General features: G+C 70.4%; 16 protein-coding genes. 3 read left to right on the top strand and 13 right to left on the bottom strand.

The window, feature by feature from the left end:
• Positions 1-33: 33 nt before the first annotated feature.
• The 4 genes from ACFY2L_RS37760 to ACFY2L_RS37745 form a co-directional block, all read right to left on the bottom strand.
• Positions 34-705, bottom strand: a complete 672-nt coding sequence (locus tag ACFY2L_RS37760; RefSeq protein ID WP_390824595.1) for a TetR family transcriptional regulator — start codon at positions 703-705, stop codon at positions 34-36.
• Positions 706-725: 20 nt separating this feature from the next.
• Positions 726-1,685, bottom strand: coding sequence for a hypothetical protein (locus ACFY2L_RS37755; RefSeq protein WP_390824594.1), 960 nt, complete (start codon positions 1,683-1,685; stop codon positions 726-728).
• Between the two features lie 83 nt (positions 1,686-1,768).
• On the bottom strand, positions 1,769-3,886 hold the full coding sequence (locus ACFY2L_RS37750; protein ID WP_390660628.1) for a phosphotransferase: 2,118 nt from the start codon (positions 3,884-3,886) through the stop codon (positions 1,769-1,771).
• Between the two features lie 261 nt (positions 3,887-4,147).
• Entirely contained in the window at positions 4,148-5,020 is an 873-nt protein-coding gene (locus ACFY2L_RS37745) for a winged helix-turn-helix domain-containing protein (protein WP_390660538.1), read from the bottom strand.
• A 169-nt stretch (positions 5,021-5,189) separates the two neighbouring features.
• Here ACFY2L_RS37745 and ACFY2L_RS37740 point away from each other — a divergent pair, with 169 nt between their 5' ends.
• Complete coding sequence (locus tag ACFY2L_RS37740; RefSeq protein WP_390660539.1) at positions 5,190-5,378, top strand: hypothetical protein; 189 nt, start codon at positions 5,190-5,192, stop codon at positions 5,376-5,378.
• Here the strand turns inward: ACFY2L_RS37740 and ACFY2L_RS37735 are convergent.
• Positions 5,362-6,093 (bottom strand): HAD family hydrolase, encoded by a 732-nt coding sequence (locus ACFY2L_RS37735; RefSeq protein ID WP_390660540.1) that lies wholly within the window; start codon positions 6,091-6,093, stop codon positions 5,362-5,364. The two genes, ACFY2L_RS37740 and ACFY2L_RS37735, sit on opposite strands and share 17 nt — an antisense overlap.
• A 29-nt stretch (positions 6,094-6,122) precedes the next feature.
• Positions 6,123-7,010, bottom strand: coding sequence for a winged helix-turn-helix domain-containing protein (locus tag ACFY2L_RS37730; RefSeq protein WP_390660541.1), 888 nt, complete (start codon positions 7,008-7,010; stop codon positions 6,123-6,125).
• A 161-nt stretch (positions 7,011-7,171) separates the two neighbouring features.
• Here ACFY2L_RS37730 and ACFY2L_RS37725 point away from each other — a divergent pair, with 161 nt between their 5' ends.
• Complete coding sequence (locus ACFY2L_RS37725; RefSeq protein WP_390660542.1) at positions 7,172-7,366, top strand: hypothetical protein; 195 nt, start codon at positions 7,172-7,174, stop codon at positions 7,364-7,366.
• Here the strand turns inward: ACFY2L_RS37725 and ACFY2L_RS37720 are convergent.
• The 3 genes from ACFY2L_RS37720 to ACFY2L_RS37710 all read right to left on the bottom strand — a co-directional run bounded on the left by ACFY2L_RS37720 (position 7,356) and on the right by ACFY2L_RS37710 (position 10,564).
• Positions 7,356-8,264, bottom strand: a complete 909-nt coding sequence (locus ACFY2L_RS37720; protein WP_390660543.1) for a winged helix-turn-helix domain-containing protein — start codon at positions 8,262-8,264, stop codon at positions 7,356-7,358. The two genes, ACFY2L_RS37725 and ACFY2L_RS37720, sit on opposite strands and share 11 nt — an antisense overlap.
• A gap of 353 nt (positions 8,265-8,617) precedes the next feature.
• A complete protein-coding gene (locus ACFY2L_RS37715; protein ID WP_390824593.1) occupies positions 8,618-9,859 on the bottom strand; it encodes a GNAT family N-acetyltransferase in 1,242 nt (413 codons plus the stop codon).
• 138 nt (positions 9,860-9,997) lie between these two features.
• Positions 9,998-10,564 (bottom strand): aerial mycelium formation protein, encoded by a 567-nt coding sequence (locus tag ACFY2L_RS37710; protein WP_390824592.1) that lies wholly within the window; start codon positions 10,562-10,564, stop codon positions 9,998-10,000.
• Between the two features lie 161 nt (positions 10,565-10,725).
• Between ACFY2L_RS37710 and dtd the strand changes: the two genes are divergently transcribed.
• A complete protein-coding gene (gene dtd, locus ACFY2L_RS37705) occupies positions 10,726-11,151 on the top strand; it encodes a D-aminoacyl-tRNA deacylase (RefSeq protein ID WP_390824591.1) in 426 nt (141 codons plus the stop codon).
• Between the two features lie 14 nt (positions 11,152-11,165).
• Here the strand turns inward: dtd and ACFY2L_RS37700 are convergent, their stop codons facing one another.
• The 4 genes from ACFY2L_RS37700 to ACFY2L_RS37685 all read right to left on the bottom strand — a co-directional run bounded on the left by ACFY2L_RS37700 (position 11,166) and on the right by ACFY2L_RS37685 (position 14,342).
• The gene (locus ACFY2L_RS37700) at positions 11,166-12,131 is read right to left on the bottom strand and encodes a YgfZ/GcvT domain-containing protein (protein WP_390660547.1); all 966 of its coding nucleotides are present in this window, start codon (positions 12,129-12,131) and stop codon (positions 11,166-11,168) included.
• A 10-nt stretch (positions 12,132-12,141) separates the two neighbouring features.
• Positions 12,142-12,594, bottom strand: a complete 453-nt coding sequence (locus tag ACFY2L_RS37695) for a Fur family transcriptional regulator (protein ID WP_390660548.1) — start codon at positions 12,592-12,594, stop codon at positions 12,142-12,144.
• A 30-nt stretch (positions 12,595-12,624) separates the two neighbouring features.
• Positions 12,625-13,200 carry an FABP family protein gene (locus ACFY2L_RS37690; protein WP_390660549.1) on the bottom strand — a complete coding sequence of 192 codons (576 nt, stop codon included), beginning with the start codon at positions 13,198-13,200 and terminating at the stop codon, positions 12,625-12,627.
• A 251-nt stretch (positions 13,201-13,451) separates the two neighbouring features.
• Entirely contained in the window at positions 13,452-14,342 is an 891-nt protein-coding gene (locus tag ACFY2L_RS37685) for a hypothetical protein (RefSeq protein ID WP_390660629.1), read from the bottom strand.
• Positions 14,343-14,536: the final 194 nt, after the last annotated feature.

Raw genomic sequence — 14,536 nt, 5'->3', positions numbered from 1 at the left:
GGATAGCGAAAAAACGTTACCGGGTTACTTTTTTTACTCAGTCACGATCGTTCCCGGATGCCCGGGTCCCGGGCCGCTCCCTCCGCCGGCGGCCAGGTGCGGAAGCCCCGCCTCCAGGGCCGCGAACGCCCGCCCGGCCGCGTCGACCGCCTCCCGCCGTACGTCCTCCACCCGCTCCCCCGCGGAGATCCGCCGCCAGTTCTCCTCGGCGAGGATCCGCCGTACGGCGATGATCTGGCCGGCCGCCAGCCGGGCGCCGAGGCCGCCGCCGAGGGCTTCGGCGAGGGCGGCCTCGGAGCGTTCCAGGTGGGCGTGGAGCCGGGCGACCAGGGACGGGGTGCCGTAGAGGAGGGTGTGGAAGGCCCGGACCTGCGGGTGGTCGTTGACACCGGTGATCGGGTCGGCCGCGGCGAGTCCGTCCAGGAAGTGCCGGCGCAGGGCGGCCAGGGGGGCGGTTCCCTCGGCCCGCGCGGCGGCGACCACCCGCGCGGCCTCCCCCTCGTGGTCGGCGATCCGGTGGAGGACGAGGTCCTCCTTGGCCGGGAAGTACCGGAAGAGGGTGGGCTTGGAGATCTCCGCGGCCGCCGCGACCTCCGCGACGGACACCGCGTCGAAGCCCCGCTCCAGGAAAAGCCGGACGGCGATGTCCGACACGGCCTGGTACATCCGCTGCTTCTTGCGCTCACGCAGCCCGGTCTCGCTCATACGGTGAGCCTACGGCGGGTTCAGGAGGCCGGTGCGGGGGCGGGTGCGGGCGCGGGGGAAGGACCGGGTGCGGGTGCGGGGGCAGGACCGGGTGCGGGCGCGGGGTCGCGCCACGGTGGGGGTGCGGCCAGGGTCCAGAGGTTGTCGAGGTGCCGGTTCCAGGTGGCGATCAGGGTCTTGGAGTCCTCGGAGCCCTCCAGGGACCAGACGTTGAGGTCCGTGCGGTAGCCCTTGGGGTCGTAGTACTCGGGGGCCGCGCCGCGCAGCACGGTGCGCGCCATGACGTCGTAGAGGCCGTGCAGCACCAGCTCACGGTTGAAGACGCAGATCTTGTCCCGGGGGATGCCGGGATAGAGGCGGTACTCGCAGCGGGCGTTGATCCGGCCGGCGGCGGTCAGCCGTTCCGCCAGCGTCGACAGCGTCTCGTCGTACTCCTGGCACTTGCGCTCCAGGCGCCTGCGGAACTCGGGGTCGTCGACGGGGAGCCCGGTGTCGCCCACCCTCGACGGGACCGTCATGGCCTGACCGAAGTCGGGGATGAGGACGCGGATGGTGACATGGCGGGTGGGGCCGGGGTCGTCGAGGAGGCTCTCCAGGCGGTGGTACAGCTCGTTGTAGAGCGTTTCCCCCGTGTAGCCGAGAAACCTTATGTCCACCGTCCGCGCCCGGAACGCCTCACTCACGAAGAGGCCGAGCTCCCGCGACTTCACCTGCCCCCGGGTCGGCAGCCGCAGTGTGCTGGACAGGTCCTTCACCGCGTCGTAGAGCACGTAGCCGACCAGGCTGAGGAGAGCGCCGCCCAGATACGCCTTGCCCTCCAGGGCGTCCCCGACCGGCTTGACGAACTGCGCGGTCAGGCCGGTGACGAAGATCCCGAGCAGCAGGACCCGGACGACCACCGGCTCGAAGCGCTCCGTGTAGCGCCGGAGCGCGTGCCCCACCCCGCCGTCACCCGTCGTTCCACTCCCCCGCGCGGACATGCCCGTCCCCCTCGCGCCCCACCCCCGCAAGGGGGTGCAAATGTCCCTGGACATAACGGAGTTCAGTGCATGCCATGGTCCACCTAGGCCAGGGCCCGGGCAAGATACGGGTTCGCCGTGGCCGGCAGGGGAAGACCCAGCGACGCGGTGGCCGCGGCGAGGGTCGCGGCGTAGGAGTTCACGGCGCGGCGGACGTTGGGGGCGTCGAGGCTGGACCCGGTGACCAGGCGGTCGAGGTCGATGTAGGCGGAGCGGACGAGCTCGATCCAGCGGTAGACCCGGCTGTCGTGGCTCCAGTTCCTGGTGTAACGCTTCGGCAGCTGCTTCTCCCACCGCCGGAACATCCGGGCCCGGATCTCCGGCCGGGTCGGGGTCAGATGCATGTGCCGGACCAGGTCGTACAGGGGATCGCCGACGATGGCCATCTCCCAGTCGATGATGGTCAGGGCCATGTCGTCGTTGCGGCGCACGAGATTCCACGGGTTGAGGTCGCCGTGCAGCAGGGCGGGTGCCCGCTGACTCACGGTGTGCCGGGACAGGATCTCCCGGAGCCGCCAGTCGTCGGGCAGCCCGAGCGTACGCGCCAGCTGCAGCGACTCCTTGGGCAGATTGCGGACCAGGTCGACCAGTTGCTCCGTCAGCCACCCGTAGAAGTGGACCTCCCCTTCGGCGGGAGCGACCCTGAGATGGTCCACGCGCGTGAGCTCGCACAGCTGGTCGACGAGGGCGTCCGCCTCGTGCAGCCGCAGGCCGTCCACCGGGTGGTCGGGAGGCTCGTCGATAGGGGTGCCGACGTACGTGTGAATGGTGAAGGGGTCGTCGGGATAGCTCTTGCCCAGCGCGAACACCTTCGGCGCCGCCACCCGGACGCCCGACTCCTGGATGGCCCTGAGGACCACGTGCTCGCTCAGGTAACTCGGCTCTCTGCGCGAGACGTTGCGCAGCTTGCGGCGTACGACCACGGGATCGGGAATGCCGGGGACCCAGACCACCGAGTTGAGGTGGGCGGTGCCCTTGAACACCCGGTGCGCCGGGGCCGCCCCCTCGGCGAGCAGGGCGTCCCGTACGGCGGACGCGGGGAAGTCGGGATGTTCCGGGAAGCGCGGATCCGGCTGCCAGTCGCAGGCCTTCGCGATCCAGTGCCGGCCGCTGACGTCGCCGCGGGACGCCAGCCACCGGAAGAGGGCGCGCTCGATCTCGTCGGCCGTGGGAACGTTCCTGAGCCGCAGCGGCTCCGCCGCCGCGTTCAGCGCCCTGCCCACCTCCACCGTCGCCTCGTCCAGGCTCTTCTGGGTGAACGAGTCCTGCAGCGACCGCGCGGCCCGCATGACGTCCGGGTAGACCGACTGCGCGCGCTCGAAGTCCAGGTAGTGGCGCAGATCCCTGGCCATGCCGTGGACCGCGCCGGGCCGGAACTCCTCCATCGCCTCGACCCAGGCGTCGATCACCTCGGGCCGCTGGTGGGCGGGGTACCGCATGCGCACCAGGTGCGTCGCCAGGTCGTGCAGGGGGTCGCCGTAGGTCGCGAGCTCCCAGTCGACGCAGATGAGGGGCGGATCACCGTCGTACGTCACGATCAGGTTGTCCCGGTGCAGGTCCGCGTGGAGCAGGCTGTACGGGCGCCGGGTCATCGCGGGAACCCGCTCGGCCAGCCCGAGCAGGGCGTTGTCGGAAATGCCCAGCGCAGTGAACAGCCCACCGAACTCGGCCCAGTTGGGCTTGCGGATCTGCTGGTCGGCGCGGTGGGCCAGGGTCTTCAGGAACGCCTGGCTGTCGCTGTGGTTGGCGGGCCAGGAGACCGGCAGGGGCGGCAGCGCCGCGCGGCGCACCTGGGTCATCTGGGCCAGCAGCCGGGTCAGCGCCTTCAGGAGCAGCGTGTCGACGGGTTTACCGTTTCCGCAGATGGTGGAGAGCGGCACGCCTTCCACATAGCTGTGGATGGCGTACCCCGGCCGCTTGACCAGGCACTCGGGCGCGTGCGGCAGGGCGCTGCGCACGGCCTTGAGGATCACCGCCTCGTTCTGCCAGGTCCTGATCACCACCGGCAGCGCGTCGAAGCGAGGGACACGCACCGTGACCGAGGTGCCGGGGTCACGGCCCAGCAGCCGGGCCACGTCCTCCGTCAGCGGCAGCACATAGTTGCGATTGTGGTGGCCGCTGGACGCCTGCGTCGATTCCGCTGCCTCGACAAAGGCTCGCAGGACCGCGTCCTGGGCGGCTCGTTCCCCGAGGTGCCGAGGGGGAACAAGGTGGTCGACCACTGGCCGCTCCGGAGGGTCGCGCAGGAATGGGTAGGGCAAACGGTAAATGCGCCGCACGGCCGCAGCGACGATCAAGTAAGCACAATGGGTGGTGGCCACTCGCTTGCGTCAGGCCGTTCGAGACAGGCTTGTTTCGGCCTCATACGTATGGACGGGAGCTGTTGCTCAAGTGATTGGGGCATGCTAGCGCAGCCGTCCGAGCTATTCGGCGAGAAGATTCCAGACCGAGTCGAACCAGGCCTGCCAGGTGTCGACGAAGACGGTGCCGGGTGAGTCCGGGTCGGCGTCCTTCACCTGGTGGGTGAGCGTCGCACCGAGGCCCAGCACGTCGAGGGCGGTGACCTCCTCACCCGAATCCAGCTCGATCTGGCGCTGGATCACCTCGTAGGGGCCGTGCAGTGCCTCCGCGCCGTTGAAGAGGTAGAGCTTGAAGGCCGGTGTGAGGGGGGCGTACCGGATCTGGACATCCACGGAGGGCACGAGTTTCTCGGTCCTCAGCTCCTTGAGAACGCCGCGCAGCGATTCCGTGTGACGGTCCGTGATGGCCTGCAGCCGGTTCCGCAGCCGGTCGTCGTCCTTGTCGTCCTTGACCCTCGGATAGGGCAGGTTCAGCGCCTGGTCGGGCAGGATCATGCGCAGCCCGATCCGCTCGGGAGCTATGGAGCCACCGTGGATCCGCTCGGCCTGCAGCCGGATGTGCGCGTCCAGCGACTCGGACGTCAACGTGTAGACGTCCAGGGTGACTTCGGGCAGCTCGAAGGCCTCGCTGAGCAGGGGGCCGAGCGTCGCTCCGTGCCGCAAGCGGGTGGCCTTGGGGGTGGACGACTGGATCCGCTGGGTCTTCACCACCCGGGACCCGCTGCCCTGACGGGACTCGATCCAGCCCTCGCTGACCAGCTCCCGCATCACGCGCTGGACGGTGTCCCGGGAGACCCCGAACTCCTCCGCCAGATCACGCTGGGAGGGCAGGAAGGAGCGCAGCGGATACGTCCCGTCGGTCATCCGTGAGCGCAGCACGTCGGCGACCCGCTGGAACTCGCGGCCGCCGGCACCGGCACTCTGCTGCCCTTCCACACCGCGACCGTACCGCCACCCGTCCACCGGCAAACCGTCACCGGTCAAGTCACCGACAACTCAAGCCGGTTAAGGATCAATCAGGCAGGGGAAACCCACCTCACGTCAACCGGTCCAATTGGACCGACACCTGCTGGCTTCACCGGAAATGGCAGGGAGGTGGAAGGCCGTGCTCCTGTTATCGGCGCTCCTCGAACTCCTCGGATACTGCGCCGGCTTGACGGTGCAGGCGAAGCTGGGCGCGCTGGGGGTGATGCTGATGCTCACCGTGGCGGTGGGCATACGGGCCCGGCACGACATGCTCGCCGTCGTGGCGGCCTGTGTGCTCGTGGTGTTGATGCTCAGGACTGTTCCCTGACCGCCCTCAGCACCGTCTCCAGCGAGTTCACCACCATCGTCGCGCCCGCTCCCCTGAGCAGTTTCTCCTTGCGCTCGTTGCGCGCGTACCCGAGGAAGGGGACGCCCGCCTCGCGGGCGGCGAGGAAGTCGGAGGGGGTGTCGCCGATCATCAGGGCGGCCCCGGGGGCCGAACCCATGGCGGACAGGGCGCGGTGCAGGCAGTGCGGGTGGGGCTTGAGGAGCGCCAGGTCCTGGGTGCGGCCGTAGACGTGGGGGGCGAAGCAGGAGATGAGGCCCCGGCCGGTGAGGTACTTGGCGACCACGCGCGGGGAGTTGTTGGTGGTGATGGCCAGGCGCAGGCCCACGGCCGTCCAGGTGCGTATCAGGGGGTCGGCCCACGCCGTGGGCATGGCGGAGGACGCGGCCCGCATCTCCTCCTGGGTGAGACGTTCCTCCAGTTCGTCCACCAGGTCGCTGCCGGGGCGCAGGCGGTCCACGGCGCGCAGGACGACGTGCGGGTCCAGCGACTCCCGCTCGGACTCCGTCAGCAGATGGTGCAGGCCCCGCCCTTCGAGCCACTCCACCAGCCCGTCGGCCACGTCCTCCGCCGAGTGCCCGGCGAAGAGCCGGCAGATCGGCCCGTCGAAGTCCCACAGGACGACTCTCGTACGCGCGATCGACTCCCGCAGATCCGCGGTCCCGTTTCCCTTGTCGTTCTCGGTGTCGGCTGCCACCTGTTCAGTCTGCTTCGTATCAGAAGTCACTAGGAGAGTGTCAGGTCCGTCGTGATGGTTTCCCAGAGGGCGTTGAACCACTTCTGGGATTCCTCCACGAACGCGGCGTCGCGCTGACCGGCCGAGGACTCGAAGGAGAAGAGAAGGGACTCGGTGCCCATCACGTCGTACATGTCGAGCGTTCCGCTGTCGGTGGACTCCTCCCGCCGCTCGACCATGTAGTACGCCATCAGCGCCTCGGTGCCGTTGAGCAGGTAGAGCTTGACCGGCGGGGTGAACGGCAGCGCGCGGAAGGTGATGTCGACCTCGATGCCGTGGGAGCGCAGGGTCCGCAGGTTGTGGCGCAGGACATGGCCCTGGGCGTTGCGCATCGCCAGCCAGCGCTGGTGGACGGGGTCGTCGTCACCCCGGCCGTCGACCGGGACCGGGAAGGCGAGGTTGATGCGCCGGGACGGCAGCAGGATGCGGACGTCGATCTTCTGGGGGTGGATCTCGCCGGCGTGGATCAGCCGCAGCGGCTCGCCCAGGGCCGGGATCAGGCTCTCGGCGGTCAGACAGGCAGCGTCGATGCGGACGTGCGGGGCGGAGAAGGCCGCGGTGAGGCGGGGGGCCAGACCGACCATGGTGGGCTGGGGCTCGTCGTGACCGGGGGCGGGCGGTTCGGCGATGCGCGGCGGGCTGCCCTTGCTGACGTTGGTGAGGAGCCCGTCGTCCTGCAGCGCGCGCAGTGCCTGGCGTACGGCACCGCGCTCCACCCCGAACTCGTCGGCGAGCTCGGCCTGGGTGGGGAGGCGGTCGCCGGCCTTGAGGTCACCGACGCGGATGCGTTCCCGCAGGATGTCGGCGATCTCCTGGGGCGACTTCCTGGTGCCGTTCACTGCCACGTTCTCCGCCACGCTCTCCTGGGTCACGACCAAACGCTACAACTTTGATCCATCTAAGGGGAGTTGCCTGGAAGTTGTTTAGAGGCTAGTGCCAAGTGGGGACAACTTAGTAAGAGTTGGTTGCCAACTCTACCGAGTTGGCGAACGGTTTGCCTTCCGCTTCACCCCGTCGATCCTCCGAAGGGGGGAACACCATGACTGGCCTCGCACTCGTCTCCGCCGCCATCGTCGTCGGCGTCGAACAGACCATCCAGTGGAAGTACGGCACCGCCGGCGCCGTAGGCCTGTTGCTGCTCAGCATCGGCATCAAGGTCAGGAGCCCTGCCATCAGCTCGGTCGGCGCCGCGGTCCTCGCCCTCGTCGCCACCGGCCCCGCCGTCAGCTCGTGAGCACCAGCTCCGAGCTGATCGTCTCCCAGAGTGCGTCGAACCACCGCTGGGACTGTTCCACGAACGCCGAGTCGCGCGGCCCGGCCCCCTGTTCGAAGGCGAACAGCACCGACCGCGTGCCCTCGGCGTCGTACATCTCCAGGTGTTCCTGGTCGATCGTCTGTTCGCGGCGCCGGACGGTGTAGTACGCGAACAGCGCCTCCGCCCCGTTCAGCAGATAGAGCTTCACGGGCGGGGTGAACGGCAGCGCGCGGAAGGTGACGTCGACCTCGATGCCGTGCGTGGAGCGCAGCGTCAGCAGGTTGTGCCGCAGCACCTGGCCCTGCGCGTTGCGGTGGGCCAGCCAGTGGCGCTGCAGCCGCTCGGTGGCCGAGGTGTCCACCGGCGTCGGAAACGCCAGATCGATGTTCCGGGAGGGCAGCAGGACCCGGACGTCGATCTTGGCCGGTTTCAGCTGTCCGGCGTGGATCTGCCGCAGCGGTTCGCCGATCGCGGCCGTCAGCGAGACCGCGGTGAGGCACAGGGCGTCGACCTCGACATGCTCGGCCGCGAAGGCCTCGGTGATACGGGGCGGCAGACCCACCATGGACGGCTGCGGGGTCGCCGCGAGGCCGCTCAGGAGACCGGCCGGGCCCGCCTGCGGGGCGACGGTCGCCGGGCTTCCCTTGGAGACGTTGGTGAGCAGGTGCTCCGACTGCAGGATGCGCAGCGCCTGGCGTACGGCACCGCGCTCCACCCCGAACTCGTCCGCCAGCTTGGCCTGCGTGGGCATGCGCTCGCCCGGCCGCAGCACGCCGGTTCTGATCCGGGTGCGCAGCTCGTCGGCCACCTCGCGGTGCGAACGCTGCGGCCGTTCCGCCCTCCTCCGGTCGTTGACGGAGGCATGTTCCGGCTCCACGACCGAACAGTACAACTTCCCGCCATCTTTAGGCAGTTCAAAGAGAGATGGTTATAGGCCGCGTCCAAGCGGACATAAGTACAGTGAAGTTGGCAGCCAACTTCAACAACATGGTCAAACTTTCAGACGGTTGGCCGGTCGGGCTTCCTTCCGGAGGGGAGCCGGGAGCCCGAGCAGTCGGCACCGAGGCACAGCCACAACTGCAGATCGCCGCACAGCCACAACCGAACATCGCGCGCACAGCCACAACCGAACAGCGGACCCACCTGAGCACAGCCACAACCGAGACACCTGAGCACAGCCACAACTGAACAGCTACGGATGAACCGTTCTCGTCGGCCGAGGAAAGGAGCTCAGAACAGGTCCGGGCACCACGGTCGCTCGGGCGTACGCAGCAGGGCGTCGGCCTTCCGGGCGGCGCCCGCTCGTTCCTCCCGGAGCCGGCCCAGCGCCGCGAGCCGCGCCGCCGACTGGTCGCCCAGCCAGAGCGAGGCCAGCTCGGCCACGTCCAGGGTGAGGTCGGCACCGCGGGCCGTCGGCGTGCAGGAGGCGCCGTCGGGGGTCGCGTCCAGCAGAAAGCGGCCCCCGGCCAGGCCGGCCCGGTCGACGACCTCCAGGACCAGGGCGCCCTCCGTGTCGTACGTACGCGCCTCCAGAGCCCGTACGACGTCCAGGAACCGCACCCACAGCCAGTCCGCCTGGGTGGTGATGCGCGCCGCCCTCGGATCCGGCAGCAGGAACGGGAGCAGGTCGTCCGGGGAGCGCCAGCCCGACTTCACCCGGGTGATCCAGTCGATGGAACACAGGTAGTGCCACAGGGCTCGCGCCGCGGCCGGGGTCACCGAGAGCAGCCCCTGCACCGAGGCCGTGTTCAGCGGCTGCTTGGCGTCGGTCCACCGGTGGTCCGCGGTGTACGCGACCAGCCCCTCGACCCCGCCGTCCGCCGAGCGGTACACGGCGTGGAACGGCTCGGTCCAGCTCTCCTCGGGGTGCAGGCGTATCACGCCCGTGTTCATCTCCCACCAGTACTCGTGGCGGCTGACGGCACCGGGCTGGCCGCGGCGCAGCCGCTCGTGCAGCGCGGGGCCGAGCTTGCGGAACTCCTCGCCGTCGATCAGGTCGATACGGCCGCCGGCCAGGGGGACCGGGTGGCGGGGGTCGAAGCCGGCCCGCGGTATGTCGATCGTCCACTCGGTCATCGTCGTGGCCGGGCCGAAGCCGTGCCGGCCGTAGATGCGGTACTCGGCGGCGATGAGGGTGGCGACGACGTCCCCGCGGTCCTTCGCGGCCCTCAGGTCGTCGGACATCAGGCGGGTGAGGAGGCCCCGGCGGCGGTGGGTGGGGCTCACGGTGACGTTGGTGATGGCGTCGGCGGGGACGGGGGTGCCGCCCACCGCCGTGAGCTCCTGGGGGAAGGAGCGGAAGGTGGCCACGCAGGTGCCCGCGTCGAAGGCGCCGTAGAGGCGGGAGGCGCCGAGGGTGGCTCGGCGGGCTGCCAGGGCCTCGTCGGTGACGGTGGGGGGACGCAGGAAGCCCGTGTTCTGGGCGCGCATCCAGTCTCGGAGTTCGTGGTCGGTGAGGGGGCGGACGTCCATGGGGCCACGGTAGGCAGGGGGGCGGGGTGTGTCGCCGGGTTTTTTCCCGCCCCCGCCGGCCGCGCGGCCACCACGCCCCGTCCCGTCCCCCTGCCCCGCCGCCAGGGCACAGCCCCGCACCCCGCAAGCCCCCGGGCTCTACACCAGCAGGTCGTCCACCTGGGCCTCGCCCTCGCGGTAGCGGCGGGTGATCTCCGCTCCGCAGTCGTCCGCCGTCCGCTGGAGGTGCTGGCGGCGTCGGGAGACCTGCTGTTCGTAGCCGATCAGGCGGGCCATGGCCGCGTGGAGTTCCGGGTCGGTGCGGGCGTCGAGGTCGGAGAGTTCGACGTCGGCGAGCATGTCGGCGGCGAGGCGGCCGTACTCCTCGCTGTGCGGGGTGCCCAGGGTGACGTGGCGGGCCGAGGAACGGTGGCGGGCGGGGCCGTCGGTGAGGATCTCCGGGAGCCGGTCGACCACGGAGGCCGCGCCGGTCGGGGAACGGCGGGCCAGTTCCGCGCGCAGGATGTCGATACGGCCCTGGAGCAGCCGCCGTACATAGCTGAGGTCGGCCTCGTCGCGCTGGGCGCCCTGCCGCAGGGTGCGCAGCTCGGGCAGGCTCAGCCGGGCCAGCTCGGGCTCGGGCGGCTCCCCGGGAAGCCCGGGGCTGTCGCTGCGCTGGACGGGCGGCCGGTGTGTCTCCAGCCGCCCGGTACTCGGTGTGGTCATGTCCCTCTACCGTCCCCTCGACCGGCGTGTGGTGGAAAGCATCGTGCCACCCCAAGTCGCCGCGATGTGACCGAGTCCCCCCGAACGGCCCAGACGGGGCCTAAAGGATCAAAAATGGGCCCTTGGCGGGTCCGCGCGGGCCACCCGGCATGATGGTCCGCATGCGAGCTGTGGTGCAGAGGGTGGACGGCGCGAGGGTGGTCGTCGACGGGGAGACGGTCGGGGAGATCGACGGCGAGGGGCTGTGCGTCCTCGTCGGGGTGACCCACGAGGACACCAAGGAGAAGGCGGCCCAGCTCGCCCGCAAACTGTGGTCGGTGCGCATGCTGCACGACGAGAGGTCGTGCAGCGACATCGACGCCCCGCTGCTGGTGATCAGCCAGTTCACGCTGTACGGGGACGCCAGGAAGGGCCGGCGTCCGACCTGGAACGCGGCCGCCCCGGGGCCCGTCGCCGAGCCCCTGGTGGACGAGGTCGTGACGCAGCTGCGGGCCCTGGGGGCCACCGTGGCGACGGGCCGGTTCGGCGCGCGGATGCGGGTGTCGCTGACGAACGACGGCCCGTTCACGGTGCTGATCGAGGTCTAGGACGGGTCCGGGGCCTAAGGCTCGACCACGACCTCCTGGGCCGCCGCCGTCGCGCCGGCCATCAGGGGGGCGTCCACCGGGATGTTCCGCTTCACCAGGGCCAGGGCCACCGGCCCCAGCTCGTGATGGCGCACGGACGTCGTGATGAAGCCGATCTTGCGGCCGTCCGGCGCCTCGTCGGCGACCCGGAGTTCGGTGCCGGGGGGCGGCAGGTGGACCTCGCTGCCGTCGAGGTGGAGGAAGACCAGCCGGCGGGGCGGCTTGCCCAGGTTCTGCACGCGGGCGACGGTCTCCTGGCCGCGGTAGCAGCCCTTCTGCAGATGCACCGCCGTGCCGATCCAGCCCAGCTCGTGCGGGATGGTGCGGTGGTCGGTCTCGAAACCGACGCGGGGACGGTGCTGCTCCACACGCAGCGCCTCGTACGCCAGGATCCCGGCCGGGGGCCCCGCCTTCTCCGCGTACGACTCCAGGTCGGCGCGCGGGAGGAAGAGGTCGCGGCCGTACGCGGTCTCGCGGACGACGACGTCCTCCGGCACCTCGACGATGGAGCCGGCGGGCAGATGGACGACGGCGGTGTCGGCGGTGCGGTCGGCGACCTCGACCCGGTAGAAGAACTTCATCGACTCCAGGTACGCGATCAGCGCGTCCTGGGTGCCGGGCTCGACGTGCGCCCACACCGTCGCACCGTCGTCGACCAGGTAGAGCGCGTGCTCGATGTGGCCGTGGGCGGAGAGGATCAGGGCCTCGGTGGCCTGGCCGGCCGGGAGATCGCTGACGTGCTGGGTGAGGAGGAGGTGCAGCCAGCTCAGACGGTCCTCACCGCTGACGGTGACGACTCCGCGGTGCGAGAGATCGACGAAGCCGCTGCCCTCGGCGAGGGCGCGCTGCTCGCGGAACAGGTCGCCGTAGTGGGCGGCGACGCCTTCGTCCACGCCCTCGGCGGGGACGGCGCCGGGCAGGGACAGCAGGGGGCTCTTCATGGACGTAAGCCTACGACTCGGTAATTGAACTCTTGGCCGTCGAATCCTTGAGCGCGCAGTCCTTGCAGCGGCCGAAGATCGCGAAGTGCTTCATGTCGGTCTCGAAACCGAAGGTCTGCCGGAGCTTGGCCGTGAACTCGGCGGCCACCTTCACGTCCGCCTCGATGACGTTCTGGCAGTCCCGGCAGACCAGGTGGATGTGGTGGTGCCGGTCGGCGAGGTGGTAGGTCGGCGCGCCGTGGCCCAGATGCGCGTGGCTGACCAGGCCGAGTTCCTCCAGCAGCTCCAGCGTCCGGTAGACCGTCGAAATGTTGACCCCCGACGCCGTCTTCCTCACTTCCACGAGGATGTCGTCGGGGGTCGCGTGCTCCAGGGTGTCCACGGCTTCGAGGACAAGCTGGCGCTGCGGCGTCAGCCGGTAGCCGCGCTGCCTCAGGTCGCTCTTCCAGTCGGTGCTCACCACACCGACGAGTCTAGAACTACTTGCGGAGGCCTACTTGAAGAAGGCGATGCCGTCGTCCGGGAGGTCGTCGGGGAGGGCCTTGGCCCAGCGCTCGACCTCCTCCGGGGTGACGACCTTCTTCAGGTGGGCCGACATGTAGGGGCGCAGCCCGACCTCGGGGGTCTGCTTCTCGCCGACCCACATCAGGTCGCTCTTGACGTAGCCGTAGAGCCGCTTGCCGCCGGTGTAGGGGCGGGAGGAGGCCGTGCGGGCCACCGCGTCCGTGACCAGGTCGATCTGCGGCTTCTTGTCGGCCAGCTCGCCGTACCAGATCTCGATGACGCCGTCGTCGCGGGTCATCGTGATCTCGACCTTGCGGGTGCCGTGGATCCGCCAGAAGCCGGACTCGGACTCAAGGGGCCGGACCTTGTTGCCGTCGTTGTCCAGGACCCAGGTGCGGGAGTGGTACTCCAGGAAGTCCCGGCCGTCGTGGCTGAAGGTGACCTCCTGCCCGAAGTTGCACTTCTCCGAGCCCGGGAAGTCGTGCACGCCCGCGCCCGCCCAGGTGCCCAGCAGGAAGGCGAGGGGGACGAGGTCCTTGTGGAGGTCGGACGGGATCTCGATCATGGTTGGCAGTTCCTGGAGTGGTCGGTCAGCGCTGGCCCTGGTACAGCTTCTTCACGGTCAGGGCAGCGAAGGCGAGGACACCGACGCAGACCAGGACCAGCAGGGTTTCGAAGAAGATCTCCACGGGGTGCTCCTCGGATGAGCGGAGTTGGTTCCGTACGTACACAAGGCCGGCCCCCAGCTTACGCGGCCAGGGACCGGCCCTCCGTGTGAGGTAGGCCCTCACGGGTTCCGCGGGCCCACCCGTGCCGTCACTCGAGCAACTGGCTCTGCAGGACCACCGTCTGCTGGAAGGGGATCGCGGGCATGGTGCCCTTCCGGGACTGGACGATCACCGCCATGACGTCACCGGCGCTCAGGTACGCCAGGCGGACCTGCTCGGCACCGTACGGCTTGGCCTCGACGTACGGCGTCAGCGCGACGTTCTTCGACTGGGGGGCCGCGGGGAAGTCCTCGTCGCGCTCGTACATGTCGGCACCGCGCGCCGGATACACCGGGGTCTCGTACGTCGTGAAGTCCTCGGAGAGCACCTCCTCGGCCACCGCCCCGGTGCCGAACCCGAGCAGGTAGACACGGGTGTCCGCGCCGTCCTGCGTGGTCCAGCCGCGGGCCGCGATGTGCCGCAGGCCGGCGTCGACGAGCTTCTCCCGGATCTGCTCCCGTCGCGTGTCCTCGAACTCCTTCAGGAAGTCCTCCGTCGCCAGCCAGCCGTCGGAGCCGCCGAGCGCCTTGTCCTGAGTGGCGCCCTCGGGAGCGGGCAGGACGAGGGCGCGCAGGTCGGCGTAGTGCGCGTTGGAGTGGTTCGCCCGGGCGAAGGGCGCGGGGCTGCCCGACGGCAACGGCGGCTTGGTGAGCGTCGGGTACGCCCACCGGCCGTCGGACTCCGTCCGCAGACCCGGTACGTCCGTCCGCTCCATCCGCGTGATGCCGTACGCCGTCGACGCCCCGACCGCCGCGAACACGGCCACGGCGGCGGTCCAGCGCAGGACGGCCCGGAGCAGCGGACGCCCCTGCGGAGCGACGGCCCCGGCCGCGTCCCCGCCTCCGCCCGTCTCCCCGCTCCCTTCCGGCCCCACCGCGCCGGGCGGGGTGAGGGGCGCCGGAACGGGCGGCGCGCCGGCCGTGGACGGCTCGGCCGCCACCGACGACTCGGCGGCCTCGGAGGGCGCGGCGGTCACGGGGGACGCCACGGCCACCGGCGGCGCGACAGCCGCGGGCGGTTCGGCGGGCTGGGCGGGAGGTGCGGGCGGAGGCGTCTCCGGGGTGCCGGGTGCCGGGGTGTCCTGCTCCTCGGACACCGGGGCGGCCGGCCGCGGGACGCCGTCCGCCACCGGAT

It is taken from the genome of Streptomyces sp. NPDC001381 (genome assembly GCF_042895685.1).
In the GTDB taxonomy this organism is placed as follows: Bacteria; Actinomycetota; Actinomycetes; order Streptomycetales; family Streptomycetaceae; genus Streptomyces.
This window is presented reverse-complemented; position numbering and strand designations above follow the sequence as displayed.